The sequence below is a fragment of the Nocardiopsis metallicus genome (assembly GCF_014201115.1).
GTDB classification, from domain to species: domain Bacteria; phylum Actinomycetota; class Actinomycetes; order Streptosporangiales; family Streptosporangiaceae; genus Nocardiopsis; species Nocardiopsis metallicus.
On sequence record NZ_JACHDO010000001.1, the window covers coordinates 4,173,040 to 4,196,768 of the forward strand.

At 69.6% G+C, this 23,729-nt stretch carries 24 protein-coding genes; 14 read left to right on the forward strand and 10 right to left on the reverse strand.

Going from position 1 to position 23,729, the window contains the following annotated elements:
* Positions 1–300: 300 nt before the first annotated feature.
* From HNR07_RS18175 to HNR07_RS18205, 7 genes are all read left to right on the forward strand, one after another.
* Entirely contained in the window at positions 301–1,212 is a 912-nt protein-coding gene (locus HNR07_RS18175; RefSeq protein ID WP_184366016.1) for an ABC transporter substrate-binding protein, read from the forward strand.
* A 99-nt stretch (positions 1,213–1,311) separates the two neighbouring features.
* The gene (locus tag HNR07_RS18180) at positions 1,312–2,271 is read left to right on the forward strand and encodes an amino acid ABC transporter permease (RefSeq protein ID WP_017581901.1); all 960 of its coding nucleotides are present in this window, start codon (positions 1,312–1,314) and stop codon (positions 2,269–2,271) included.
* Complete coding sequence (locus tag HNR07_RS18185) at positions 2,271–3,101, forward strand: amino acid ABC transporter ATP-binding protein (RefSeq protein WP_246420381.1); 831 nt, start codon at positions 2,271–2,273, stop codon at positions 3,099–3,101. The genes HNR07_RS18180 and HNR07_RS18185 overlap by 1 nt, the downstream gene beginning before the upstream one ends.
* Before the next feature lie 187 nt (positions 3,102–3,288).
* A complete protein-coding gene (locus tag HNR07_RS18190) occupies positions 3,289–3,879 on the forward strand; it encodes a class I SAM-dependent methyltransferase (protein ID WP_184366017.1) in 591 nt (196 codons plus the stop codon).
* A gap of 152 nt (positions 3,880–4,031) precedes the next feature.
* Positions 4,032–4,523 carry a GNAT family N-acetyltransferase gene (locus HNR07_RS18195; RefSeq protein ID WP_184366018.1) on the forward strand — a complete coding sequence of 164 codons (492 nt, stop codon included), beginning with the start codon at positions 4,032–4,034 and terminating at the stop codon, positions 4,521–4,523.
* Positions 4,524–4,648: 125 nt separating this feature from the next.
* Positions 4,649–5,074 (forward strand): ATP-binding protein, encoded by a 426-nt coding sequence (locus HNR07_RS18200; RefSeq protein WP_017581905.1) that lies wholly within the window; start codon positions 4,649–4,651, stop codon positions 5,072–5,074.
* A gap of 41 nt (positions 5,075–5,115) precedes the next feature.
* Complete coding sequence (locus tag HNR07_RS18205) at positions 5,116–5,874, forward strand: RNA polymerase sigma factor SigF (RefSeq protein ID WP_017581906.1); 759 nt, start codon at positions 5,116–5,118, stop codon at positions 5,872–5,874.
* Between the two features lie 64 nt (positions 5,875–5,938).
* Here the strand turns inward: HNR07_RS18205 and HNR07_RS18210 are convergent, their stop codons facing one another.
* Complete coding sequence (locus HNR07_RS18210) at positions 5,939–7,318, reverse strand: acyltransferase family protein (protein WP_184366019.1); 1,380 nt, start codon at positions 7,316–7,318, stop codon at positions 5,939–5,941.
* A 168-nt stretch (positions 7,319–7,486) separates the two neighbouring features.
* Positions 7,487–7,885 carry a hypothetical protein gene (locus HNR07_RS18215; protein ID WP_184366020.1) on the reverse strand — a complete coding sequence of 133 codons (399 nt, stop codon included), beginning with the start codon at positions 7,883–7,885 and terminating at the stop codon, positions 7,487–7,489.
* Between the two features lie 115 nt (positions 7,886–8,000).
* Between HNR07_RS18215 and HNR07_RS18220 the strand changes: the two genes are divergently transcribed.
* Positions 8,001–8,963, forward strand: a complete 963-nt coding sequence (locus tag HNR07_RS18220; protein ID WP_184366021.1) for a diacylglycerol/lipid kinase family protein — start codon at positions 8,001–8,003, stop codon at positions 8,961–8,963.
* Between the two features lie 286 nt (positions 8,964–9,249).
* Entirely contained in the window at positions 9,250–9,504 is a 255-nt protein-coding gene (locus tag HNR07_RS18225) for a WhiB family transcriptional regulator (RefSeq protein ID WP_184366022.1), read from the forward strand.
* Between the two features lie 99 nt (positions 9,505–9,603).
* Here HNR07_RS18225 and HNR07_RS18230 read toward each other — a convergent pair whose 3' ends face one another.
* Positions 9,604–11,148 (reverse strand): sensor histidine kinase, encoded by a 1,545-nt coding sequence (locus HNR07_RS18230; RefSeq protein ID WP_184366023.1) that lies wholly within the window; start codon positions 11,146–11,148, stop codon positions 9,604–9,606.
* Positions 11,149–11,293: 145 nt separating this feature from the next.
* On the opposite strand from HNR07_RS18230, the gene HNR07_RS18235 reads away from it, so the two are divergent.
* Together HNR07_RS18235 and HNR07_RS18240 are read left to right on the forward strand one after the other, a co-directional pair.
* The gene (locus HNR07_RS18235; protein WP_013154702.1) at positions 11,294–12,034 is read left to right on the forward strand and encodes a GntR family transcriptional regulator; all 741 of its coding nucleotides are present in this window, start codon (positions 11,294–11,296) and stop codon (positions 12,032–12,034) included.
* A gap of 164 nt (positions 12,035–12,198) precedes the next feature.
* Positions 12,199–12,999 (forward strand): SDR family NAD(P)-dependent oxidoreductase, encoded by an 801-nt coding sequence (locus HNR07_RS18240; protein WP_184366024.1) that lies wholly within the window; start codon positions 12,199–12,201, stop codon positions 12,997–12,999.
* Positions 13,000–13,002: 3 nt separating this feature from the next.
* On the opposite strand, the gene HNR07_RS18245 is transcribed toward HNR07_RS18240, so the two are convergent.
* The 4 genes from HNR07_RS18245 to HNR07_RS18260 form a co-directional block, all read right to left on the reverse strand.
* Positions 13,003–14,337, reverse strand: a complete 1,335-nt coding sequence (locus tag HNR07_RS18245; RefSeq protein ID WP_184366025.1) for an HD-GYP domain-containing protein — start codon at positions 14,335–14,337, stop codon at positions 13,003–13,005.
* A complete protein-coding gene (locus HNR07_RS18250) occupies positions 14,337–15,686 on the reverse strand; it encodes an HD-GYP domain-containing protein (RefSeq protein WP_184366026.1) in 1,350 nt (449 codons plus the stop codon). The genes HNR07_RS18245 and HNR07_RS18250 overlap by 1 nt, the downstream gene beginning before the upstream one ends.
* Before the next feature lie 907 nt (positions 15,687–16,593).
* Positions 16,594–16,908, reverse strand: a complete 315-nt coding sequence (rsrA, locus tag HNR07_RS18255) for a mycothiol system anti-sigma-R factor (protein WP_184366027.1) — start codon at positions 16,906–16,908, stop codon at positions 16,594–16,596.
* Positions 16,908–17,576 carry a sigma-70 family RNA polymerase sigma factor gene (locus tag HNR07_RS18260; protein WP_281386889.1) on the reverse strand — a complete coding sequence of 223 codons (669 nt, stop codon included), beginning with the start codon at positions 17,574–17,576 and terminating at the stop codon, positions 16,908–16,910. The genes rsrA and HNR07_RS18260 overlap by 1 nt, the downstream gene beginning before the upstream one ends.
* 361 nt (positions 17,577–17,937) lie before the next feature.
* Here HNR07_RS18260 and HNR07_RS18265 point away from each other — a divergent pair, with 361 nt between their 5' ends.
* The 3 genes from HNR07_RS18265 (at position 17,938) to HNR07_RS18275 (ending at position 19,609) form a co-directional block, all read left to right on the forward strand.
* On the forward strand, positions 17,938–18,759 hold the full coding sequence (locus tag HNR07_RS18265; RefSeq protein ID WP_184366029.1) for a class I SAM-dependent methyltransferase: 822 nt from the start codon (positions 17,938–17,940) through the stop codon (positions 18,757–18,759).
* 88 nt (positions 18,760–18,847) lie between these two features.
* Positions 18,848–19,054: a hypothetical protein gene (locus HNR07_RS18270; protein WP_184366030.1), complete on the forward strand. Its 207-nt coding sequence runs from the start codon at positions 18,848–18,850 to the stop codon at positions 19,052–19,054.
* A 9-nt stretch (positions 19,055–19,063) separates the two neighbouring features.
* Entirely contained in the window at positions 19,064–19,609 is a 546-nt protein-coding gene (locus HNR07_RS18275; RefSeq protein WP_184366031.1) for a GNAT family N-acetyltransferase, read from the forward strand.
* Positions 19,610–19,719: 110 nt separating this feature from the next.
* Here HNR07_RS18275 and thiC read toward each other — a convergent pair whose 3' ends face one another.
* The 3 genes from thiC to HNR07_RS18290 form a co-directional block, all read right to left on the reverse strand.
* On the reverse strand, positions 19,720–21,387 hold the full coding sequence (gene thiC / locus HNR07_RS18280) for a phosphomethylpyrimidine synthase ThiC (protein WP_281386893.1): 1,668 nt from the start codon (positions 21,385–21,387) through the stop codon (positions 19,720–19,722).
* A 233-nt stretch (positions 21,388–21,620) separates the two neighbouring features.
* A complete protein-coding gene (locus HNR07_RS18285) occupies positions 21,621–22,475 on the reverse strand; it encodes an SOS response-associated peptidase (RefSeq protein ID WP_184366032.1) in 855 nt (284 codons plus the stop codon).
* Between the two features lie 18 nt (positions 22,476–22,493).
* Positions 22,494–23,696, reverse strand: a complete 1,203-nt coding sequence (locus HNR07_RS18290) for an MFS transporter (RefSeq protein WP_184366033.1) — start codon at positions 23,694–23,696, stop codon at positions 22,494–22,496.
* Positions 23,697–23,729 lie beyond the last annotated feature (33 nt).

A 23,729-nucleotide genomic window follows, 5' to 3' on the forward strand; every position in this document is an offset into this window, starting at 1 on the left:
TAAGGGTGCTAGGGGAGCCCTCCACGGCGCCGGTCGGCCATGACCGGTGGTGTTCGCCGGAAGGGACGGTCTTCGCTGGACTCTTATCCGAGTACTGCGCGTCCGCATCTCACGGGGATGACCCGTTACGCAATCCTCTCACAACGGTGACCACAGGAAAATCGCGGGTGGACACGATGGGAAGTTACCGACGTATCACCAGATCAAGCATAATGTCCTGCATCTCGACATCGGCAGTCCGCGTTCACCGTCGCACCCGGTTCTGACCAGGCACTCCGTGCTCCCAGAAGGAGACCCCACATGGCACTGCGCAAGCCCGACTCCGGGCCGTTCGCCCTCGGCGCCCTGGCCGCCGCCGGCATCCTGGCCCTGACAGCGTGCGGCAACGGTGGGGAGGGTGCCGACGACTCGGCCGCCCCCGAGGTATCCGCCGACGAGGAGCTCGCCGCCCTGGTCCCCGACGAGATCCGCGAGGCCGGTTCCGTCTCCATCGGCGTCGAGGCCGAGTACCCGCCCGGCGAGTACCTGGACGAGGACGGCGAGACCGTCCTGGGCTTCAACGTCGACCTGGTCACCGCCGCCCTGACCAAGCTCGACCTCGAGGCCGAGTGGGTCCCCGCCAACTTCGACGCGATCATCATCGGGGTCGACAGCGGCCAGTACACCCTCGGCGCCTCCTCCTTCACCATCAACGAGGAGCGCATGGAGACCGTGAACATGGTCAGCTACTTCTCTTCCGGGACGCAGTGGTTCTCCCTGGCCGGCAACCCCGAGGACATCGACCCCGACAACGCCTGCGGTCAGCGCGTCGCCGTACAGACCGGCACCACGCACGACGCCGACGTCGAGGCCCGCAGCGAGGCCTGCGTCGAGGCGGGCGAGGACGCCATCACAATCGAGAAGTTCCCGAACCAGCAGTTGGCCACCACCAGCGTGATCTCCGGGGTGAACGACGCCTCCCTGGCCGACCTGCCCACCTCGCTGTTCGCCCTCCAGGAGACCGGCGACCAGCTCGAGTTCATCGGTGAGCAGTACGACGCCGCGCCGTACGGCGTCGTCGTCAACCAGGACGACAACGAGCTGGCCGACGCCCTGGCCGCCGCGTTCAACGCCATCATGGAGGACGGCACCTACGACGCCGTCCTCGAGGAGTGGGGTATCGAGACCGGCGCCATCGACACCTCCGAGGTCAACCCCTCCGTCGAGGAGTAGGTCCAACCGCCCCGCCGCACGCCGAGCTCGCACAGGGCCGGCGTGCGGCCGTTTCACCCGGATCCGTCCGGGCGCCCGCCACTAGCGAAAGTCTGATCCGTGACGTCACCGAGTGCATCGGCGGACGATCCGGGGTCGAAGGAACCGACCCGGAGCCGTTCGGCCGACCCGATCACCGCCGTCCCCGTCCGTTACCCGGAACGCTGGGTCGCCGCCGGAATCGTGCTGGTCCTCGCCGCGATGTTCGTGAACATGCTGATCACGAACCCGGCGTTCAACTGGCCCTTCATGTTCGACCACATGTTCTCGGACCCGGTCCTGCGCGGTGTCTGGGTGACCCTCAGCGCCACCATCCTGGCCATGATCATCGGAATCCTGCTGGGCGTGATCCTCGCGATCATGCGCCTGTCCGGGAACCCGGTCCTGGTCTCGGTCTCCTGGATGTACACCTGGTTCTTCCGCGGCGTGCCCCGCCTGGTGCTGGCGGTGCTCTTCGGCAACATCGCCATCCTGTACTCGACCATCCACATCGGGCTGCCGTTCGACAACTACTGGATGCCGTGGCTGGGCCTGGAGGGCGACGCCCGCTTCTTCGAGATCGACGTCCGCACGCTGCTGAGCGGCTACATGGCCGGTCTGCTCGCCCTGGCCCTGTCCGAGGGCGCCTACATGGCCGAGATCATCCGTGCCGGCCTGCAGTCGGTGAACAAGGGCCAGACCGAGGCCGCCCAGGCGCTCGGGATGAGCCGGAGCAAGATCATGCGGCGCATCACCCTGCCGCAGGCGATGCGCGTGGTCATCCCGCCCACCGGCAACGAGACCATCGCGATGCTCAAGGACACCGCCCTGTTGGCGTACGTACCGGTGACCATCGAGCTCTTCTACCAGCTCCAGGCGGTCGGTACCCGCACCTACCAGATCTTCCCGATGCTGGTGGCGGCGTGCCTGTGGTACCTGGCGATCACCAGTGTCCTGATGGTCGGCCAGTACTTCATCGAACGCAGGTTCAGCCGGAGTGAGCGCGGGGTCCGGGACCGCATCGTGGGAGGGGCGCACTGATGGCCGAGGAGAACGGCGTGACCGCGCACGACGGGGTCGTGGAGACCGCTGAGGGCGCGGAGCTGCCCGCGGACGCCCTCGTGGTGGCCGAGGACGTGCACAAGAGCTTCGGGCGCCTTGAGGTGCTCAAGGGCATCGATCTGGAGGTCAAGCGCGGCGAGGTCATGTGCGTCGTCGGCCCCTCGGGGTCGGGCAAGTCCACGTTCCTACGCTGCATCAACCACCTGGAGAAGCTCACCGCGGGCCGCCTGTGGGTCAACGGCGAGCTGATGGGCTACCGGCAAAAGCGGGGGCGCCTGTACGAGCTGCGCGACGGTGAGATCGCCGCGCAGCGCAGCGACATCGGGATGGTCTTCCAGCGGTTCAACCTGTTCCCGCACCTGACCGTGCTCGGCAACGTCACCGAGGCGCCGGTCCAGGTCAAGCGGGTTCCGCGGGCGAAGGCCACCGCGCACGCCATGGAGCTGCTGGAACGGGTCGGGCTGCCGGACAAGGCGCACGCCTACCCGGAGCAGCTCTCCGGCGGCCAGCAGCAGCGCGTGGCGATCGCCCGCGCGCTGGCGATGGAGCCGTCGCTGATGCTGTTCGACGAACCCACCAGCGCCCTGGACCCGGAGCTGGTCGGTGAGGTCCTGGACGTCATGCGCGACCTCGCCAAGGGCGGTATGACCATGGTCGTGGTCACCCACGAGATGGGCTTCGCCCGCGAGGTCGGCGACTCGCTGGTCTTCATGGACGGCGGCGTCGTGGTGGAGGCGGGGACCCCGGACGAGGTGCTCTCCAACCCCCGGCACGAGCGCACCCAGGCCTTCCTGTCCAAGGTCCTCTAGGAGCGAACGGCCCCACGGACCACCGCACGAATCGCCGCGCGGAGCCCCGCGTTCCCCGCCACCGGGAGCGCGGGGCTCCGCCGTGTTCACCCCGGTGTCCGACGCTGTGTGCCCGCGTCGCCCTTGACCGGAGGGGCTCGCGGCCCCAAAGTCATCAGGGGGATCCCACCCGCCCCTGGGGAGAGGCATGGACGCGCGTACGGAGAAGGCCCGTGAGCTCTGGGAGGGCCGGGCGAAGAGCTACGACACCGGGGGCCGGATCGAGCCCGCGGGTATCCGCAACACCCGCAGGCTCCTGTGTGGCGGCGCCAGGGGGCGCACCCTGGAGGTGGCCGTGGGCACCGGGATGAACCTGGAGCACTACCCGCCGCAGGTGAAGCTGACCGGGGTGGACCTGAGCCCCGCCATGCTGGAGCGGGCCCGGGAGAGAGCCGAGGAGCAGGGCCGCCCGGTGACCCTGGTGGAGGGCGACGCCCAGGCGCTGGACTTCGCCGACCAGTCGTTCGACACCGTGCTGTGCGCTCTGGCGCTGTGCACGATCCCCGACCAGGGGCGCGCGCTGGCGGAGATGCACCGGGTGCTGGTGCCGGGGGGCCGGCTGCTGCTGGTCGACCACATCGAGTACACCCGGTTCCCGTTCCGGCTCCTTGAGCGCCTGCGCAAGCACCCGCGCAGGCTGCCCCGCACCGTCGCGGAGGAGGCCGGGTTCGAGGTGGGCCACCACGACCGGCTGCTCTTGGGCATGGTGGAGCGGCTGGTCGCGCACCGGCCGCACTAGGAGAGGCGGGACGGCGGCGCCCTGACGGCGGGCCGGCCCCCTACTGAGGGGAGGATCCGTCCCGTGGGTCCCGGATGTGCCGCGGCCCCCCTCCGTCCAGCGCATACCCTGGGGACCGACCGTAGCCGTAGCTCCGCTCCCGAGGTGGTCCGATGATCCGTCCTGCCCGACCCGACGACGTTCCCGTCATCCACGGGATGATCCGGGAGCTCGCGGAGTACGAGAAGGAACCCGACGCGGTCGTCGCCACCGAGCGGGACCTGCGCACCGCCCTGTTCGGACCGGACGCCGCGGTGTACGCGCACGTCGCCGAACACACGGGTTCCGACGGCAGCCCGGTCGCGGCCGGGTTCGCCCTGTGGTTCCGCAACTACTCCACCTGGACCGGCAGGCACGGCATCTACCTGGAGGACCTGTACGTCCGGCCCGAGCTGCGCGGCCACGGATACGGGCGGGCCCTGCTGAGAAACCTCGCCCGGATCTGCGTGGAGCGCGGCTACACCCGTCTCGAATGGTCGGTTCTGGACTGGAACCTTCCGGCGATCGGGTTCTACGAGACCCTGGGTTCAACGCCCATGGACGAATGGACGGTCCGCCGCCTGGACGGCGACGCGCTGGCCGCACTGGGCTCTGAGAAGGGCTGAGCCGGGCCATTCGTCTCGTGTTCGGGCCTCTGAGGCCGGACACGATCTGTTCTCCCTGCGTCAGTGGCAGGGTGAAACGAGATACATTGCTCTCAAGCGGCAACCTCGCCCCCCGAAGGAGGGACGTGACCGAAGAAACCGCTGTGCCCACGGCCGACGCCACCGGTGTACGCGACGCTGTCACCGTCAACATGCCCGCCGACAGCGCTTACCTGTCTGTCCTGCGCACGGCGACGGCAGGGCTGGCCGCCCGGCTCGACTTCACCCTCGACGAGATCGAGGACCTGAGGATCGGGGTCGACGAGGCGTGCGCGATGCTCCTCTCACAGGCGCTGCCCGGCACAGAACTGACCACGGAATTCGAACTCACCCCCGAGGGGATGCGCATATCCGTCTCGGTGCTGACCGCGGACGGCCGCCTTCCCGCCCGTGACACCTTCGCCTGGACCGTCCTGTCCGCTCTCGCGGGGGATGTCGACGCGGGGGTCGGTCCGGACGACCGCGTCTACATCGTCCTGTACAAACGCCGAGGCACCCTGGAGCCGGCGTGAGCGAAAGGGGGCCCGCTCTGACAGCGAAGACCGAGCACGCGGTGCCCGACCGGGCGCGCGCGAGAGAGTTGTTCGAGCGCCTTAACGAACTCGACGCGGACGCACCTGAGCGCCGGGCGATCCGTGACGAGCTGGTGGAACTCCACCTGCCGTTGGTGGAGTACCTGGCCCGACGGTTCCGCAACCGCGGTGAGTGGCTGGACGATCTCACCCAGGTGGCCACGATCGGGCTGATCAAGTCCATCGACCGGTTCGACCTGGAGCGCGGGGTGGAGTTCTCCACCTACGCGACCCCGACGATCGTCGGTGAGATCAAGCGTCACTTCCGGGACAAGGGCTGGGCGGTACGGGTTCCCCGTCGCCTCCAGGAGCTGAAGCTCTCGCTGACCAAGGCGGTCAGCGACCTGTCCCAGCGGGAGGGGCGCTCCCCCACCGTCGCGGAACTGGCCGCGCACCTGCAGATGACCGAGGAGGAGGTGCTGGAGGGCCTGGAGTCCGCCAACGCCTACTCGACGGTCTCTCTGGACGCTCCCGACAGCGGTGACGAGGACGCCCCCGCGGTGGCTGACTCGCTGGGGATCGTCGACGAGTCCCTGGAGGGCGTGGAGTACCGGGAGTCGTTGAAGCCGCTTCTGGAACAGCTCCCGCCCCGGGAGAAGCGCATCCTGCTGCTGCGCTTCTTCGGGAACATGACGCAGTCGCAGATCGCCCAGGAACTGGGCATCTCCCAGATGCACGTGTCGCGCCTGCTGGCGCGCACACTGGCACAGCTGCGACAGGCGCTCACCACGGACGACTGAGTTCTGCCCTGGCGGCCCCGTCACCTCCTGGAGGCGACGGGGCCGCCTCCGTCCGTCGCGCCCCCTAATCCTCCTGCTCCTGCGCGGCACGGGCTTGCCGACGCCGTGCCAGACGCAACACGCTCGCGCCGACGACGTAGGCAGCGAACGCAGCGGTCGGCAGGGCACCGACGCCGTGGGGCTCGGGACCTGCCAGCGCCACCCACACCAGGCCGAGGATCACGGCCAGCAGCGCCGACCAGGTCGCCGCGTTCCACAGTGCCTGCCCGGGGGGCAGTCCGAGGAGCCCGCCTGCCCGCCAACCGGCGCTGGAGGGAGCGGTGCGCGCCTCGACCCGGCCGAACACCGCCAACAACACGCCCATCACCACCGAGACCGCGAGCACCCACGGGAGCCGGAACAGGAGCCACTCCCCCGAACCCACCGCCGGCTCGGGGAAGAGTCCGGTGCCGTGGAGCAGGGCGCCGGTCAGCACAGCGGCGAGCATGTGCCACAGGAACAGGGTCAGCACCACCGAGTTCACGGCGACGACCGCCGTCCAGGGCCCGGTTCTGCGCAGCATCCGTCTGGCCGGCCCCAGCAGCACGAGAGCGAGCGCCGTCTGGGACAGCCCCAGCACGAGAAGGGCGAAGGTCGGAGGCGAGGCGTTGCCCAACTCCTCCCCGGGCACGTCCACCATGCTCACCGGATAGGGACCGAACACGGTCAGCACGAACAGCAGGCTGAAACCGGCCGCGGCGAAGCCCGCCGGAGCGAGCGGCCCCGTCCGCGTCCACCGGTCGCGCCACAGGAAGCCCACCTGGTGCATCGTGAGCCAGACCAGCAGATAGTTGGCCTCTCCCACCACCGGCACCCCGGCACCCAGCCTCAGCACGTCGAGCAGCAGTACCGCGCCGGTCAGGAGGACGGGCACGGCGGCTCCCGCCCTGCGGTGCAGGGCGTACATGGTCGGGGCGCACAACACCACACCGAGGTAGGCCGCGAGGAACCACAGGGGGATCGAGGCGGCCCAGACCCCGATGGCGACCAGTTCGCGGTCCATCCCGGCCAGGCCCGCCACCAGCGCGCAGCCCCAGAGCAGGCCGATGAAGGCACTGGTCGGGCGCAGCAGCCGGTCGGTACGGCCCAGGAGCCAGCCCGCGCCGTCACCGCCCTTGCGCCGGTGCTGGTCCATGGAGGCCGCGTTGGCGTACCCCCCGACCAGGAAGAACACCGGCATGACCTGGAAGAACCACGTCAGTGGGTGGGCCCAGGACAGGTGCGCCAGGGCGTTTTCGCCGGTCATACCGTTGGCTGAGACGATCACGGCGGCGAGCCAGTGTCCGAGCACCACCAGCAGGATGGCCAGGGCCCGGAGGAAATCGACGTACCGCTCCCGCCTAGCGGGGGTCTCTCGCGCCGCCCTCCGCGCCTGCGCGAGAAGGGCAGGAGTCCACTGCGACATGTTCACCACCCCACGGACGTCACCTGCGGTTCCGGCTAGTGTGCCCGGTTCACCGACAGAGCACGCCTGGGACCGGCACGTTTCAGTGGTGCGCGGCGCGCGCCCCCGCGACCGGCCGCGGTCCCCACCGCGGGTGCCGGGGCGCCCGGGGCGCCCGCCACGAAGGCCCTAACGGCGTTCGTTCCCCGCCTCGGTGAACAGCACCGCGGTCGTCGGCGGTGCCAGAACGGCGGCCGCGGCGATGACGGCGGTGCCGATCATCACGGAGCCGATCACGAACTGCCCGCCGGTGAACATGTAGTAGGCGATCACGGCCATGAAGAGCTGGGTGACCACCACCGGGGTCCGGGCCCAGTCGCGCAGCTGCCACAGCCCGTGCGCGACGAAGACCAGCAGCGCGCCGACCCCGACACCGATCACGGCGAGCGGGACGGCCGACGAGACCGGGTCGGCGGCCCGGCCGGTGATCGCGGTGTAGAGGCTGTAGATTCCGGCGATCGCCGCGACCAGCCCGATCAGGGCCTCAAGCGCGGCGGCGATGACGATGGTGATGGGACGCGAAGACACCTGACGAGCCTATACGCGCTCCCGGCGTTCCCCTTCCCGGCCCCGCGACGTCCGCCGGCGCCTCATCCCCGCCTTCCGTATTACCAGTTGGTAGGGGAACGCCTACACTGGCGACGTGCGATCCCTCTTCATCATGAATCCCCAGGCGACCACGACCACTTCCCGTACCCGTGAGGTGATCCTCGGCGCTCTGACGGAGGAGTTGGACGTCACGGCCGTGGAGACCGCGTATCGGAACCACGCCCGCGAGCTGGCCCGTGGGGCGGCCGCGGAGGGGTACGAACTCGTGTTGAGCCTGGGCGGTGACGGCACCGTCAACGAGGTCGTCAACGGGCTCCTGTCCACCCCGGAAGGGTTGACCCGCCCCGGTTACGCGGTGATCCCCGGCGGCAGCGCGAACGTGTTCATCCGTTCCCTGGGCGTACCCGGCGACCCGGTCGACGCGACCGGCGCGGTACTGAAGGCCATCAAGGCCGACCGTCGGCGGGATATCGGGCTGGGCCGGATCACCAGCGACCAGGACGACCGCTATTTCACCTTCTGTGCTGGTTTCGGCTGGGACGCCGACGTGGTGCACCAGGTGGAACTCGAACGCGAGGTCGGCCGGAAGGCGACACCCGCGCTGTACGCGGAAGCCGCGGCGAAACTGTTCTTCCAGGGGGATCTGCGCGATCCGTCACTGAGCGTCGCCACTGACGGAGGGTCCTTGGACGACGCGTATTTCGCCTTGGTCACCAATACGACCCCGTGGACCTACGCGGGCGCCTTCCCACTCCAGCCGACCCCGGACTCCCGTTTCGAGCTGGGACTGGACGCTTTCGCGCTGACGAAGCCTTCGCACGCGCTGGGCGACGTGGCCGTTGTGCAAGACATGCATACTGGCTGGGTTCTTTCCCAAATGTTCTTGCCCAAGGGCCTTCCCGCACGTGGGGACGGGTACGTGACCTGGCACGACCAACCGTGGCTGCGGATCTCCTCGACTCACCCGAGAGCCTTCCAAATCGACGGCGAATACCTGGGCGAGCGTGAAGAGGTCAACTTCCAATCGGTACCGAAGGCATTACGAATCTTCTGTTAATTGCGGGGAAAGCGGCCATTCCCGATCACTGTGACGCACCCGACACGGAGAACAGGACCTTTGGCCTCGCGAGCTCTTGCATGGCCCCGGTGATCCTGTCACGCTCAAGATATCGCCGCGAGTTACGGGCGAGTTAATTTGGGCGCTTCCCACGTGGCCGTGGGGTGAAACCTCAACTACCTCGGCCTTGACGACCCGCCGGTGGATCCCCTCCACCGGGCGCCCTTGCACATTCCGATCGTGAAAAGCTTCACAAATGATCGCCTCACTGTGAGGAGTGGACCGCATGGACTGGCGCCATGACGCAGCCTGCCGTGACGAAGACCCCGAACTCTTCTTCCCCATCGGCAACTTCGGCCCCGCACTGATCCAGATCGAGGAGGCCAAGGCAGTCTGCCAGCGCTGCCCGGTCAGCTCGGCCTGCCTGAAGTGGGCGCTGGAGAGCGGCCAGGACGGCGGAGTCTGGGGCGGCACCTCGGAAGAGGAACGACGCCGCATCAAGCGCCGTGGTTTCGCGCTACGGCCCATGGTCCGTAGCTAGCCGACGCCCCCAAGCACGAACAGACGATGACGCCGACCGACCCCCGCTGGCGCGGCGGGGGACGGCGCACGACCGCACGCCCCCACCGGGCTCATCACCTCACGGAACCTCGCGTTCCTCGTGTTCCAGTGGCAGGCTGATCGCCACCTCGGTCCCTCCGGTCTCCTTCGGCTTGATCGCCAGGGTCCCTCCGAGCTCTCCCACGATCAGGGTCCGCACGATCTGCAGGCCCAGACTCGTGGTCCCCTCCAGGTCGAAGTCCTCCGGCAGTCCGCCGCCGTCGTCGGAGACGGCCAGCTCCAGACTGCTCGGCCCCGGGAACCCGGGCCCGGCGTCGAACCTGCGCACCCTCACCTCGATCAGGCCCGGCCCCTGATCCAGCCCGTGCTCCACCGCGTTCTGCACCAGTTCGGCCAGGACCATCGAGAGCGGCGTGGCCACCAGCGCGTTCAGCAGCCCGAAGTGCCCGTCCCGGCGCGGCACCACCGCGCTGCCGGTCGAGGACACCTCCGCCGCCATCTGCATGACCCGGTCGGCGATGTCGTCGAAGTCAACGACCTCGTCCGGGGTGTGCGAGAGCATCTCGTGCACGATCGCGATCGATCCCACCCGCCCCACCGCCTCGTCCAGGGCCGCCCGCGCCTCGGGGATGTCCAGGCGCCGCGACTGCAGCCGTAGCAGCGCCGCCACCGTCTGGAGGTTGTTCTTCACCCGGTGGTGGATCTCCCGGATGGTGGCGTCCTTGGTCATGAGCTCGCGCTCGCGCCGCCGGAGCTCGGTGACGTCGCGGACCATCACCAGCGCGCCGATGCGCACCCCGTCGATGACCAGAGGTATGGACCTCAGTTGGACGGTGACCCCGCGCGCGTCGACCTCGGCCTCCTGCGGGGCTCGGCCGCTCGCCGTGTAGGTGAGGTTCTCGTCGCGGGCCTCGCCCTGCGCGGCGAGTTCGAGCGTGGTGCGGTCCAGGCGCGCGCCCACCAGGTCAGCGGTCAGGCCCAACCGCCGGTAGGCCGAGAGGGCGTTGGGACTGGCGTAGACCACTTCACCGTTTTGGTCCAGTCTGAGTAGACCATCGCCCACCCTCGGCGAACGGACCATGAGCGGCCCCTGGTCGCTGAACGGGAAGGCCCCCTCGGCGATCATCTGGGCCAGGTCGCCCGCGCTCTGGAGGTAGGTGAGCTCCAGTCGGCTGGGGGTACGCGCCGAGCTCAGGTTGGTGCTGCGCTGGATGACGGCGATGAGGTTGCCCGCGCGGCGGACCGGGATGGTCTCCTCGCGGACCGGCACCCCGCCCGACCAGTCGGGGTCACCGTCCCGGCAGATCCGCCCCTCGCTCCAGGCGCGGTCTATGAGGGCGCGGCGGCCGACCACTCTGGGGCCGGAGCGGGACGTGACATCGGTCATGTCGTCCCGGAGCACCGTCTCGACCAGGTCGTCCTGGAAGGCGGTCGGTCCGGTGGTGGGACGCATCTGCGCGACGGCGACCCAGCCGTCGTCATCGCGCAGACGCACCCACAGCACGAGGTCCGCGAAGGAGAGGTCGGCCAGGAGCTGCCAGTCCGAGACCAGTGAGTGGATCCACTCCAGGTCCGCCTGCTTGAGTGAGGTGTGGCGGCGAATGAGGTCGCTGAGGTGAGGCACTCACAAATCATCCCATGAAGACGTGCATACTCAAGAGACACGCACTCGACCAGTGGTCCACACCAATCGGCGGCCGAACAGCCACCGGACCGGCCACTTCCGGGCGCGGTGCGATGGCGAGCGCGGGACGCGGCGGAGGAGACTGATGACTGGTCAGCGCACACTGGACGGCAACCCCCGGGTGCCGAAGTACTACCAGGTCAAGAAACAGCTGCTGGAGCTGATCGAGGCGATGCCGGCCGGGAACCCGGTCCCGCCCGAGCGCGCCCTGGCGACGCAGTTCGGCACCTCGCGCACCACGGTGCGCCAAGCCCTGACCGAGATGGTCGTCGAGGGGCGTCTGCTGCGCATCCAGGGCAAGGGCACGTTCGTGGCCAAGCCGAAGGTCGCGCAGGTCCTCCAGCTGACCAGCTACACGCAGGAGATGCGGGCGCACGGCCTGCATCCGGCCACCCGCATCCTGGACGTCAGCTACATCAACGCCGACGACCAGCTCGCCGAGCTCCTCGCCATCCGTTCCGGTGGCCGCGTGCTGCGCATCGAGCGGCTCCGCCTGGCCAACGGCGAGCCGATGGCCGTGGAAACGGCCCACCTGGCCGCGCGGCGCTTCCCCGGACTCCGGAGGCAGCTCGACCGCTACGCGTCGCTCTACGAGGCTCTGGCGAGCGCCTACGACGTCTCCCTGGCCGAGGCGGAGGCCTCCATCGAAACGGTGCTGGCCACGCCGAACGAGGCCCGCCTGCTCGGCGTGGACGTGGGCCTGCCCCTGGTCCTGCACTGCCAGCACAGCTTCGACGGCGACGGCCACCCCGTGGAGTGGGTGCGCTCGCTCTACCGCGGCGACCGCTACAAGTTCGTCACCCGTCTGCGCCCGCCCCGCGACTGACCGGCGGACCCGCGACCGCTCCGACCGCGCCCACGGGGGTCCGCACCCCGGGGCAGGGTGGTGCGCACCCCTACCCCACAGGGGTTCACGCGCCCTGGTCCGCCTCCGAACCGCCGTCTAGGTTCGAGGAGGAGTCAGGGTCCTCAGCGACGGAGAGGTCGGATATGGGTGCCTGTACGGGCAGGAGCGTCCTGGTCACCGGCGGGGCGAAGGGGATCGGCGCGGCGCTGGTCCGGCGGGCGGCGGCCGACGGCGGCCGGGTCGTGATCGCCGACCTGGACGCCGAGGCGGGCGCGGCCCTGGCCGAGGAGGTCGGCGCGCGCTTCGAGTACACCGACGTCACCGATTTCGCGCAGGTCGAGGCCGCGGTCGACACCGCGGCGCAGGCACACGGCGGCCTGGACGTGCTCCACCTCAACGCCGGACTGACCGGGCCGAGCGAGAGCGGCCCGGCCCAGGGGATCCCCTACGACCTGGATTCCTACCGCCGCACCGTCGCGGTCAACCTGGACGGCGTCGTCTACGGCGTGCACGCGGCACTGCCGCTGATGCGCCATCGGCCGGGCGCATCGATCGTGGTCACGGCCAGTGTGGCGGGCGTGCTCTTCAGCCCCCACACGGAGGTCTACACGGCGACCAAGCACGCCGCCGTGAGCTTCGTGCGTTCCCTCGCCCGGACGTTCGCCGCGGACCCGGTCACCTTCAACGCCCTCTGCCCCGGGTTCGTAGACACCGCCCTCATCGACCCGGTCCGGGAGTGGCTGCCGCACACGGACCTGGGCACCGTGGGCAACCGGATCCTGGCCCCCGAGGCCGTCGCGGACCTGGCCGAGCGGGTGATAGCGGAGCGCGGTGACGGCGACGCCTGGATAGTCTCGGCGGACGTCGCGCCCACCCGCTACCCCTTCGAGGCCGAGGCGGAGCTCCTCGAGCGGACCCTGGGGGCCGCGCACCGGGGCGGCTGACCGCTACCGGCGTTCGAGCACGCGGGACAGGGCGTCGACCACGCGGGGGTCGTACTCTCTGTCGGTGTCCATCCGCAGGCGTTCCACGACGGCGGCGCGGCGCTCCGCGTCGCCGTTCTCGCCGACCAGGTCGTCGAAGGCGTTGGCCACCTTGATGACCCGGCTGCCCAGCGGGGGCACACCCTCGTCGCCGTCTCCGGCCAGCGGCTCGCACTGGCGGCGGACCATCTCCGCGACGTTGTCCAGCACCCCGGTCTCACGGATGATGGCCGAACCCAGCTCCGCGATCCGGCGCTGCTCCCTCGGCGAGGCCAGGACGGTCGCCCCGCCCGCGATGGGTTCGCGCAGCGACAACTGGCCGATGTCGTGCATGAGCGCCGCGTACTCCAGCTCCAGCAGCTCGGCCTCGGCCAGCCCGAGTTCGCAGGCGATCCCGTGGGAGAGCTGGCTGACCCGGCGCGAGTGCCCGTTCTCCACGTACCCGCCCACCTCGGTGACCCGGGACAGTGCCCGCACCGTCTCCAGGTAGGTGCGGCGCACCTCGGCGTGCCTGCGAAAGGCCACCTGTGACACCAGCAGCGGGGCGAGGAAGACCAGCAGGCCCACCAGGCCGGTCACCGTGCAGGCCAGGGCGATCAGCACGCCGCTGGAGGCGATCGCGCCCCCCGTGGCGACCTGGGCCCGGGCCTCGTCGCGCAGCGCCACCCGCAGCCGGGTGCGCAGCCTTTCGGCGCGGAGCACGGCCGAGAGCGCGACGTCCAGTGCCCAGGCCAGGGCGACGGTCCCGGTCATGAGCAGGGCCACCGCGACGGAGGGCCCGGTCAGGGCCAGCGCCTCAACGAGCGGGCGGAAGGCCGCGGCGAGCAGGAGCGCGGTGAGCACCCGGCGCGCCACGTCCTCCAGACGGGGACTGCGCCCCACCGCCACGTGCGGCAGCTCGCCCAGCGCGACGCCCAGGGCGACCACCGCCACCACCTGCCAGGCGGTGTGGTGACTCGCTTCACCGCCCAGGCCGATCAGGAACGCGTAGGCGATCGCCCCGGCCAGGGCGATCGGCGCGGACTCGCGGTTGCCGGGCAGCGTGATCCTGGCCAGCTCCCCCCCGGCGATGACCAGGCAGAAGGCCAGGGCCACGTAGGGCTGTTCGAAGCCGGCCGCGGCCGTCAGCACCAGGGCCGCCAGCGAGGCGGCGCCCACCCCGCCCACCAACAGGGCCCGGAAGGGGCGCGCGGTGCGCCAGAACGGCCCTCCCGAACGCTGGTGGCCCAGTGCCCCGCCCTCCGGTCCGCCGGGTTGGGGACCGGAGGGGCCCGCCCCGTCCGACTGCTTCTGCGTCATCACCGGTCCTGACCACCCGTCACCGCTCCGGCCGACGTGGACTCCGCCACCGGTGTCGTCTTCTTCTCCTCGGCCGGGGGGTCGGGTACCGGCGCTCCCGGTTCGTCGGGGTCCGGGCGCTCGGTGGAACCGTAACGGCACCCTGGGGGCTCCGCGATGTCCGGGGTCCGCCAACCCTCACGGGAGACGGCCCGGACGAGGGCCTCGACCATGCGCGGATCGAACTGGCTCCCCGCGCAGCGTCGGAGCTCGGCGATGGCGTCCTCGACCGACCACGCCTTGCGGTAGGACCGCGTGGAGGTCAGGCAGTCGAAGACGTCGGCCACGCTGATGATGCGAGCGGACTCGGGGATCTCCATCCCGACCAGCCCCATCGGGTAACCGCGGCCGTCCAGTCGCTCGTGGTGGTGCCGGATGCCCGCGAGCGCCTCGTCCAGGAAGCTGATCTCGCGGACGATCTCGTACCCGCGCGTGGGGTGCAGCTTGATCGCGGCGTACTCGTCGTCGGTGAGCTTTCCGGTCTTCTGGATCACCTTGGTGGGCACGCCGAGCTTGCCGATGTCGTGCAGCATGCCGGCGTACCGGATCTTCTGTACGCGCTCGGCGGGCATGCCCAGCTCGGCGGCGATCATCGCCGAGCCCTCGGCCACCCGCATGCAGTGGCCCCGTGTGTAGTAGTCCTTGGTCTCCACGGCCTGGCACAGCGTGGCCAGGGTGGCCTCGTGCGCCCGTGCCTCGGCGGTCTGCTGGCCGAAGACCCACCTGGCGATGAACAGCGGCAGCAACACGAGGAGCGGGGCGATGATCCCCACCGCGCCCCAGATCGCCGCGATCGCCAGGCCGAGCATCTGGTAGCCGACGGAGGCGATCTCCAGGGCGGCCAGCGGCCGCCAGCGCAGGCGCCCCGCGCCAGCGGGCCGGGTGACGCCCAGGCACCACATGAGGATGCCGATGAGCGCCGAGTTGAGCAGCGTGTGTGTCAGGACGGCGGCGACGTACGGAAGGACGATGCCGGGAAAGTCCGACTGTCCCGGAACACCGACGGTGCCGCCGAGTAGTAGGTAGACGTGTCCGGCCGCGTAGGCCGCCAGGGCGAACTGCGCACCGTTGAAGGCCCGTTTCACCGGGCCCTGCCGGCGGATCGCCAGGCAGGAGGCCAGGCCCACCACCGCGGCCCCGGCCGGCCCGACCAGCACGACCGCGGCCAGCGCCACGGCGGAGCTCGGTGAGATACCGGCTTCCTTGACGTCGACGACCACGTGCGTGCTTATCGACTCCGCGACGACGAAGAGAACCGCGATGAGTACCAGGGTCCCCACATCGATACCTGTGTAAGGACCGATGAGCACGATGGCGACAGCACTGACAACGATGATTCCGACGTAGACACGCGCGCCCCCAGGAAGAGCCCGCAACCCCGTTCACCCCCCGCCGACGACGACCGGACTGTCATGGTTTCACCGGTTCTGTTCTACCACCAAGACCATCCGGTAAAAGTGGAAGCCACCAAAACAGCAGTCATCATGGCACCGAACATAGTGACGAACATCGTCGTTCCCCTCTCCCGGCCGCGACAGCCCGCTCATCCCCCGAGCACGTCGCGCAAATTACCCCATTCGTTGGATAAGGCCTCCAGTTTAACGGGCCACAACACCCACCCGATTACCCCCAACCCGAACCGGCGGCACCACAGACGCCAACCTGGGCAGTAAGTTCCGAAGAGCGGAATTACTAATTCCATTAGCAATGACAAACAACTACACAGAGTGACAATAGGCCTGAGCGGCCCCTCCGGCAATCACCGGCGGCTCGGGCAATCCCGGAAGCCCTCCCAGCGGAGGCCAGCAGGCATGACTACCCATCGTGAGCAACCGAAACAGCCGCGAGAGAGTTCGAGGAAATTCATTCCGAGTCGGTCACGGTCAAAAACAGATTCCCGGTATCGGGCGTGTCGATCCCCCCGAGAACCACCCACCCGACACCTCAGTGACCAAAACCCCCGGCCCCGACGGGAGGCATCTCACACTTTCTACAAAACCACACAAAAAGACCATACTCCGACAGATGATAATATTCATCACCAGACACACAAAAGCGGCGAATGTTGGAGTTCCAACCTTCGCCGCTTCGTATTGTCGGGCCGCTGCCCGCTACCGTCGGGGCCTCAGCCCGAGCCCCGGCCCCGGCCCCGCGGAGCCTGTCCGAAACCACCCCGACCGGCGGCGGAACCGCTCCGGGCGGGTGACCGAACCGCTCTCAGGCAGGCGCCTGGGGAGACTCGGCCCTGGCCTCACGGGCCAACTGCTCGTTGCGTGCCTGCGCCAGCCGCCCCAGGACCTTGTCCCGCAGATCCAGGGGAACGGGGTCGCAGCCGCAGTGCTTGGCGACGAGCTTCTTCACGGCCTCCTCCAGGCCGTACTCGTCCAGGCACGGGCTGCACCCCTCCAGATGCGCCTTGACCTCGGTGTAGTTACCTTCCTCGAGCTCACCGTCGAGGTAGGTGTAGAGCTTGTCGAGCACCTCGCTGCACGGGGTGTCGCCCGTCTCAGACTTGTCGTGGCCGCCGCTCATCACCGGTCTCCTCGATCCGAACCACTCACCTGTCCCCGACCACCGGCCGACGATCCCGAAGCGACCGCCGAGGCCTCCGCCGCCCGCGTCGCCGGCAGGAAACCGCGGTCCACCGCGTACTCCTCAAGGTGGGAACGCAGCTGGCGCCGGCCTCTGTGCAATCGGGACATGACCGTTCCGATCGGGGTGCCCATGATCTCGGCGACCTCCTTGTACGCGAACCCCTCGACGTCAGCGAGGTACACCGCGATCCGGAAGTCCTCCGGCAGCTCCTGCAAGGCGCGCTTGACGTCGCTGTCGGGGAGGTGTTCGAGCGCCTCCGCCTCGGCGGACTTCAGGCCCGCCGCGGTGTGCGAGGCGGCCTGTGCCAGCTGCCAGTCCTCGACGTCCTCGGTCCCGGCCTGCTTCGGCTCCCGCTGCTTCTTGCGGTAGGAGTTGATGAAGGTGTTCGTGAGGATGCGGTACAGCCACGCCTTGAGGTTGGTCCCCGCCTTGAACTGGTGGAAGGAACCGAACGCCTTGGCGAAGGTCTCCTGGACCAGGTCCTCGGCGTCAGAGGGATTGCGGGTCATGCGCAGCGCCGCCGAGTAGAGCTGGTCGAGGAAGGGAAGCACGTCCCTCTCGAACCGCTCGTCCCGTTCCTCGGCTGTCTCCTGGCTCTGGTCCAAGCCCTTCGGCCTCCTCGCGCTGGTCCCTGGTGGGGCGTCCATATCCCAACGATACGGTCCCACACCACGGACCTGCACATCGACGCCGCGTGGCGCCGACACCGTTTCCCCGCGCTCAAGGCACGCACCAGCGGTCGGCATGTTCCGAACCCAGCCCCTTCCGTGTTCCCAGCGTCGCGAACACCCTCCGAGCTCCGTACTCCTCGGACGGTGATGGTGACAACAACACCCTTCCCGGCCTGATTCCGTGCGCGGCGGGGGGACGAAGGTCCCGGTCCGGTCGAAGTTTGTCGTTTGCCCCTGTCATCGGAGGTGAGGCATGGCAGAGTGCGGGTAGAACCCTTTGAAGGATGGGAGAGGAGTGCACGTGCGACCGTCCCCGACTCCGGCCTCCGACCGCCCCCGATCGCCCGCCACGCAGTTCGCCACCACAGACCGGCTCTCGGACTACTGGCGGTTCTACTGGGCGGTCGCCGAGGCGCAGATCAGCCGTTGGCTCCCCAGGAGCCCCTCCCGACTACTCGATCTGTCCAGTCCGGACTTCCAGGGCACCCCGCGCGCCGTGGCCGCCGGGCACGACGTCGTCACCCTGCTGCCGTCGGTGGACATGGCCATGCGCCGCCCGCTCACCCTGGTGAACGGCCGCGCCGTGGTGCCGCCTCCCGCTCCCCGGGGGCGGCTGCGGCACGTGGTCGGTGACTCCGCCCTCCTGCGTACCTTCGCCTCCGAGTCCTTCGACGGCGTGATCGCCGACAACCGGGTCCTCTCCCGGCATCTGGCCACGGAGTCCTCGATGGCGGAGGTGGCCCGGGTACTGCGTCCGGGCGGCCGGGCGCTGGTCTGCGTGGACTCGGTGGTACTGGGCATGGCGCTGCTGGCCGAACAGGACTACTGGCCCGAGCTGAGCCACGCCCCCAGCGCGGACGTGCTCCTGGTCCCCTGGCCGGACGGCTCCATCACCCGCTGCTTCACCGCTGAACAGCTCACCGAGGTGGTCACCGAGGCCGGACTCGAACTGGAGTGGGTCAAGCCGCGCACGGTGCTGTCCGCCTCGACCGTGGAGATGATGCTGGCCCGCGACCCCCGTTCGATGGCGCGGCTGGTGGAGATGGAGTTGCACGCCGCCGACTCCGACGACTACGTCGGCGTCCACCTGGTGTCCAGCGTGTACAAGCCGCACTAGCCGTTCGGGCCGCGCCGACCCCGCCCGATCCCCTCCGGAGGGCGGCCTCAGGGTCGGCGGAGACATCCCTGCCGGGCGGAGTCCCCCGGTGCGTTCCCTACGGCCCGTCCAGTCGCTCGTCGCCCCGTCCGCTCTGGTCCTGGTCGGCACGGGCGCCCTGCTGGAGGGAGTGCCGCACCCCTTCCTGCTGGCCCTGCTCGCCGTGGAACTGGTGATCCCGCCCGTCCTGTTCCTCTGGCACCGGGAGCTGAACCGTGAGAAAAACCGGGTTGCGGGCGACAGCGCGGCCGGATAGAAAGCTTGAATGCTCAGAGGAAGTAAGGTCGGGCTCCGCGCCCGGCACGAGGACGACATCCCGGTCCTCCAGGCCGACCTCTACGACGACCCGGTGACCCACTCGCGGGCCCAGGGGTCGCCGTGGCGGCCGACCATGCCCGGCTCGAAGTACTCCGCGGTCACCGTGGACGACGGTGCGGTGTCCACGGCCGCCTTCTCCGTGGTCGACCTGGGGACCGAGGCGCTGGTGGGTACCGCGAGTCTGTGGGGGATCGACACCCACAGCCGGTCCGCGCACCTCGGCGTAGGCATTCTCTCGTCCGCCCGCGGCAAGGGCTACGGCACGGACACGGTCGCGGTGCTGTGCCACTACGGTTTCGTCGTCCGCGGCCTGCACCGGCTCCAGATCGAGACGCTCGCCGACAACACCGCCGTGCTGGCGATGGCCGAGAACAACGGCTTCGTCCGCGAGGGCGTCATGCGCTCCTCGGCCTGGGTCCTGGGCGAGTTCCTGGACGAGGCGCTGTACGGGCTCCTCGCCGAGGAGTGGAAGCCGGCACTCCCCCGCTCCTAGAGAGACGGTTTCCCGGAGCCCCGGACTCCAGGAAACCGGACCCCAGGAAACCGGACCCCAGGAAAGCGAACGGTGGGCTCCCGGTACCGGGGTACCAGGAGCCCACAGCCTCAGTCGGCCAGGGGCAGGTAGACGCGGTTACCGCCGTCGGCGAACTCCGCGGACTTGTCCGCCATGCCCTTCTCGATCGCCTCGACGGTGTCCAGGCCGTTCTCCGCCGCGTACTTGCGCACGTCCTGGGAGATCTTCATCGAGCAGAACTTGGGCCCGCACATGGAGCAGAAGTGCGCGGTCTTGGCGGGTTCGGCGGGCAGGGTCTCGTCGTGGAAGGACTGGGCGGTCTCGGGGTCCAACGACAGGTGGAACTGGTCCTGCCAGCGGAACTCGAAGCGCGCCTTGGACAGCTCGTCGTCCCACTCCTGCGCCCGGGGGTGGCCCTTGGCGATGTCGGCGGCGTGGGCGGCGAGCTTGTAGGTGATGACACCGGTCTTGACGTCGTCCCGGTTGGGCAGCCCCAGGTGCTCCTTGGGGGTGACGTAGCAGAGCATCGCGGTGCCGTACCAGCCGATCTGGGCGGCGCCGATGGCCGAGGTGATGTGGTCGTAGCCGGGGGCGACGTCCGTGGCCAGGGGGCCGAGCGTGTAGAACGGCGCCTCGCCGCACAGCTCCTCCTCCAGGCGCACGTTCTCCTTGATCTTGTCCATCGGCACGTGGCCGGGGCCCTCGATCATCACCTGCACGTCGTGCGCGCGGGCGATGTGGGTGAGCTCGCCCAGGGTGCGCAGCTCGGCGAACTGGGCCTCGTCGTTGGCGTCGGCGATGGAGCCGGGCCGCAGACCGTCACCGAGGGAGAAGGTGATGTCGTACTGGCGGAAGATCTCGCAGAGTTCCTCGTAGTGGGTGTAGAGGAAGCTCTCCTTGTGGTGGGCCAGGCACCAGGCGGCCATGATGGAGCCGCCGCGCGAGACGATGCCGGTGACGCGGCGGGCGGCCAGCGGCACGTACCTGAGCAGGACGCCCGCGTGGACGGTCATGTAGTCCACGCCCTGCTCGGCCTGCTCGATGATGGTCTCGCGGTAGATCTCCCAGCTGAGCTTGGTGGGGTCGCCGTCGACCTTCTCCAGCGCCTGGTAGATCGGGACGGTGCCGATGGGCACCGGCGAGTTGCGGATGATGCGCTCGCGGGTCTCGTGGATGCGCTTGCCGGTGGACAGGTCCATCACGGTGTCGCCGCCCCAGCGGGTGGCCCACACCATCTTCTCGACCTCCTCGGGCACCGACGAGGTGACCGCGGAGTTGCCGATGTTGGCGTTGATCTTGACCAGGAACTTCTTGCCGATGATGGTCGGCTCGGACTCCGGGTGGTTGCGGTTGACCGGGATGACCGCGCGGCCGATCGCCACCTCCTCGCGGACGAACTCGGGGTCCATGCCCTCCCGGGCGGCCACGAAGCGCATCTCGGGGGTGATGATCCCGGCCTTGGCGTAGGCCAGCTGGCTGACCGAGCCGTTCACGGGGTCCAGGGCCCACGACTCACGGGTGCGCGGGAGCCCCTGGTGGACGTCGATGTGTGCGGATTCGTCGGTGTACGGGCCGGAGGTGTCGTACAGATCGAAATGGCTGCCGTTGCTGAGTTCCACCCGGCGCTGCGGGACGCGGAGCGTGAGACCTTCGGGGGTGTCGATCTCCTGGTAGACCTTGCGCGATCCCATGATGGGACCGGTGGTCACCTGGTGCTCGTCGCCGGTGGAAACGTCACGACTGTCGATAGCCGTCATGGCATGCCTCCCTACGTCGGAATTACCCGAACAGGTTCTGCGGTCGGCGACACCCTTGAGTCGCCCTCTCAGCCCGCCATGGCGCGAGCTCCCGCGTTGCGTATTCATATGTGCGCACGTCCAACGTGCTCGGAACACCTCGATCACGGTGTCCCGGGCTCAGGGGAAGCACTCCCCTGTGGCCTCGCACACCATACACAGGACGTCCCCCGGCCTGTCCACCCACCCCGAGGTCAGAAAAGTGTCTCCGGATGGGCAGGGCCCGCGTCCTCGACGGGCTCCAGCAGGTCAGGGCGGTTGTTCTTGATGCTGTTGACGTCGGTGGAGACCTCGTCGACCTCGAACCGGGCCACCGGGGTCTCGTCCAGCAGGTGGGACAGGTCGTCCGGGCCGGAGGCCGGGTCGAGCCAGGCGGCCCAGCCGTCGGCGGGCACCACCACGGGCATGCGTTCGTGGATGTGCGCGAGCTGGGGCGCGGCCTCGGTGGTGATCACCGCGCAGGACCACAGCCAGGCCGCGGGGTCGTTCTCGTCGTCGACCTCGGGGTCGCGCCAGCGCTCGAAGATCCCGGCCAGGGCGAGCGGTTCGCTCTCCTGGTAGTGGATGGAGAACGGCTTCTTGAGGGCCTTGGCCTTGCGCTTCCTGTGCTGGGGATCGGTGGCGGGTGAGGTACTGGCCTCGGCGGTGCCGTCCTTGTTGAGCAGCTGCCACTCGTAGTAGGCGTCCGCCGGGAGCAGGCAGCGGCGGCGCCGGTAGGCGGTGCGGAAGGCGGGCTTGTCCGCGACGGTCTCGCTGCGGGCGTTGATCATCCGGTAGCCGATGTTGCGGTCCTTGGCCCAGGAGGGCACGAGCCCCCAGCGCATGGTGTGCAGGGAGCGCGGCCCCGGCGGACCGGTGTCCTCGCCCTGCGGCGGCGGCCCGAGGACCGCGTAGACGGGTCGGCCCGGCGAGATGTTGTAGTCCGGGTCGAGCTCCTCCAACGGCGGCCAGGCCCGCGGGTCGCCCTCCCGGCCCAGCGCCTCCTCGGGGAGGCCGAAGGCCAGCTGGAGCTGGTGCACGTTCCTGGACTGGGCATAGCGTCCGCACATGGGTTCGATTGTACTGCTTCAGTCACTCTCCGCGCGGAGCATGTGGACAGCGAGCGCCCCGAGCAGCCCGGCCAGGAGCGCCACCGCGCCCGCGACGGCCAACAGTTCCCGGGGGTGGTCGGCGGCGAACCACCCGGCGATCAGGAAACCGGCGACGAAACCGCTGTTGACCACCGAACCCATGAGCGCGTGCGCCCGCCCCAGGAGCGCTTCGGGCGTGTGGTGGTGGACCACCGACCTGAGCAGGATGTTGTGCACCGCGTTGCCCGCACCGGCCAGGACCACGCACAGCGCCGCCATCCACAGCACGGGGAACCAGGCCCACAGTGCCAGCGCCGACCCGATCAGGGCCGCCGCCAGCGCCACGCCCCGGCCCGACGGGGTCGGCCACGACAGGGAGACGGCCAGCGCGCCCAGCAGCAGGCCCGCGCCCCAGCCCGCGGTCAGCGCGCCGAAGACCTCGGCGCCGTGCCCCATGACCTCGCGGACCACGAACACCATGGCGACGTTGGTGGTGGAGGTGGCCACCACCGCCAGGACCAGCACCGGCAGCAGAATCCGGAACAGCCGGGTCCGGAGCAGGTGGCGGGCGCCGTCCGCCGCACCGGACCACAGGGTGCCCGAGGTGCTGACCGCCGGGCGGCGCACCCCCAGCAGCAGGAAGGCGGTCGCGGCCGCGAAGAAGCTCGCCGAGTCCAGGAGCAGGGCCGGGGTGACCCCGAAGAGTCCGACCAGCATCCCGCCCACCAGCGGACCCAGCACGGTGGCCGAGGCCCGTACCCCCTCGAACAGGGAGTTGGCGTGCACCGGGGAGAGCTCACCGGCGGCGCTCGGCAGCAGGGTGAGGATCGCGGGATTGGCGAAGGCCGCCATGGAACTGACCGCGAGCACGCACAGGACCAGCGCGCCGGGATGCTGGAACCAGACCGCGGGCAGGATGGCCAGCCCCTGTCCCACGCAGGCCAGGACCAGGACCCGGCCGGTGTCGAAGCGGTCCAGCACCACCCCGGCCAGCGGCGCCAGCAGGATGAGCGGTCCGATCTGGGCGACCAGCAGGGCGGTCACCCACAGGGAGTTCCCGGTCTCGGCCAGCCGGAAGATCGCCGCGACCAGCACCACCTCGTCACCCATCGAGGACAGCAGGACGGCGGTGAGCAGCACGGCCGCGCGGATCCGGCGGGCGGCCCGGGTCCGCGCGACGGCGGTGGGACGGCTGGGCATGTCGGCTCCGAAGGAGTGGACTCGGAACGATCA

Excerpts from the sequence above, each read along its gene's own strand:
- HNR07_RS18175 (WP_184366016.1), top strand. The coding sequence starts at position 301 with ATGGCACTGCGCAAGCCCGACTCCGGGCCGTTCGCCCTCGGCGCCCTG.
- HNR07_RS18185 (WP_246420381.1), top strand. The coding sequence starts at position 2,271 with ATGGCCGAGGAGAACGGCGTGACCGCGCACGACGGGGTCGTGGAGACC.
- HNR07_RS18190 (WP_184366017.1), top strand. The coding sequence starts at position 3,289 with ATGGACGCGCGTACGGAGAAGGCCCGTGAGCTCTGGGAGGGCCGGGCG.
- HNR07_RS18195 (WP_184366018.1), top strand. The coding sequence starts at position 4,032 with ATGATCCGTCCTGCCCGACCCGACGACGTTCCCGTCATCCACGGGATG.
- HNR07_RS18210 (WP_184366019.1), bottom strand. The coding sequence starts at position 7,318 with ATGTCGCAGTGGACTCCTGCCCTTCTCGCGCAGGCGCGGAGGGCGGCG.
- HNR07_RS18225 (WP_184366022.1), top strand. The coding sequence starts at position 9,250 with ATGGACTGGCGCCATGACGCAGCCTGCCGTGACGAAGACCCCGAACTC.
- HNR07_RS18235 (WP_013154702.1), top strand. The coding sequence starts at position 11,294 with ATGACTGGTCAGCGCACACTGGACGGCAACCCCCGGGTGCCGAAGTAC.
- HNR07_RS18240 (WP_184366024.1), top strand. The coding sequence starts at position 12,199 with ATGGGTGCCTGTACGGGCAGGAGCGTCCTGGTCACCGGCGGGGCGAAG.
- HNR07_RS18245 (WP_184366025.1), bottom strand. The coding sequence starts at position 14,337 with ATGACGCAGAAGCAGTCGGACGGGGCGGGCCCCTCCGGTCCCCAACCC.
- rsrA (WP_184366027.1), bottom strand. The coding sequence starts at position 16,908 with ATGAGCGGCGGCCACGACAAGTCTGAGACGGGCGACACCCCGTGCAGC.
- HNR07_RS18275 (WP_184366031.1), top strand. The coding sequence starts at position 19,064 with ATGCTCAGAGGAAGTAAGGTCGGGCTCCGCGCCCGGCACGAGGACGAC.
- thiC (WP_281386893.1), bottom strand. The coding sequence starts at position 21,387 with ATGACGGCTATCGACAGTCGTGACGTTTCCACCGGCGACGAGCACCAG.
- HNR07_RS18285 (WP_184366032.1), bottom strand. The coding sequence starts at position 22,475 with ATGTGCGGACGCTATGCCCAGTCCAGGAACGTGCACCAGCTCCAGCTG.
- HNR07_RS18290 (WP_184366033.1), bottom strand. The coding sequence starts at position 23,696 with ATGCCCAGCCGTCCCACCGCCGTCGCGCGGACCCGGGCCGCCCGCCGG.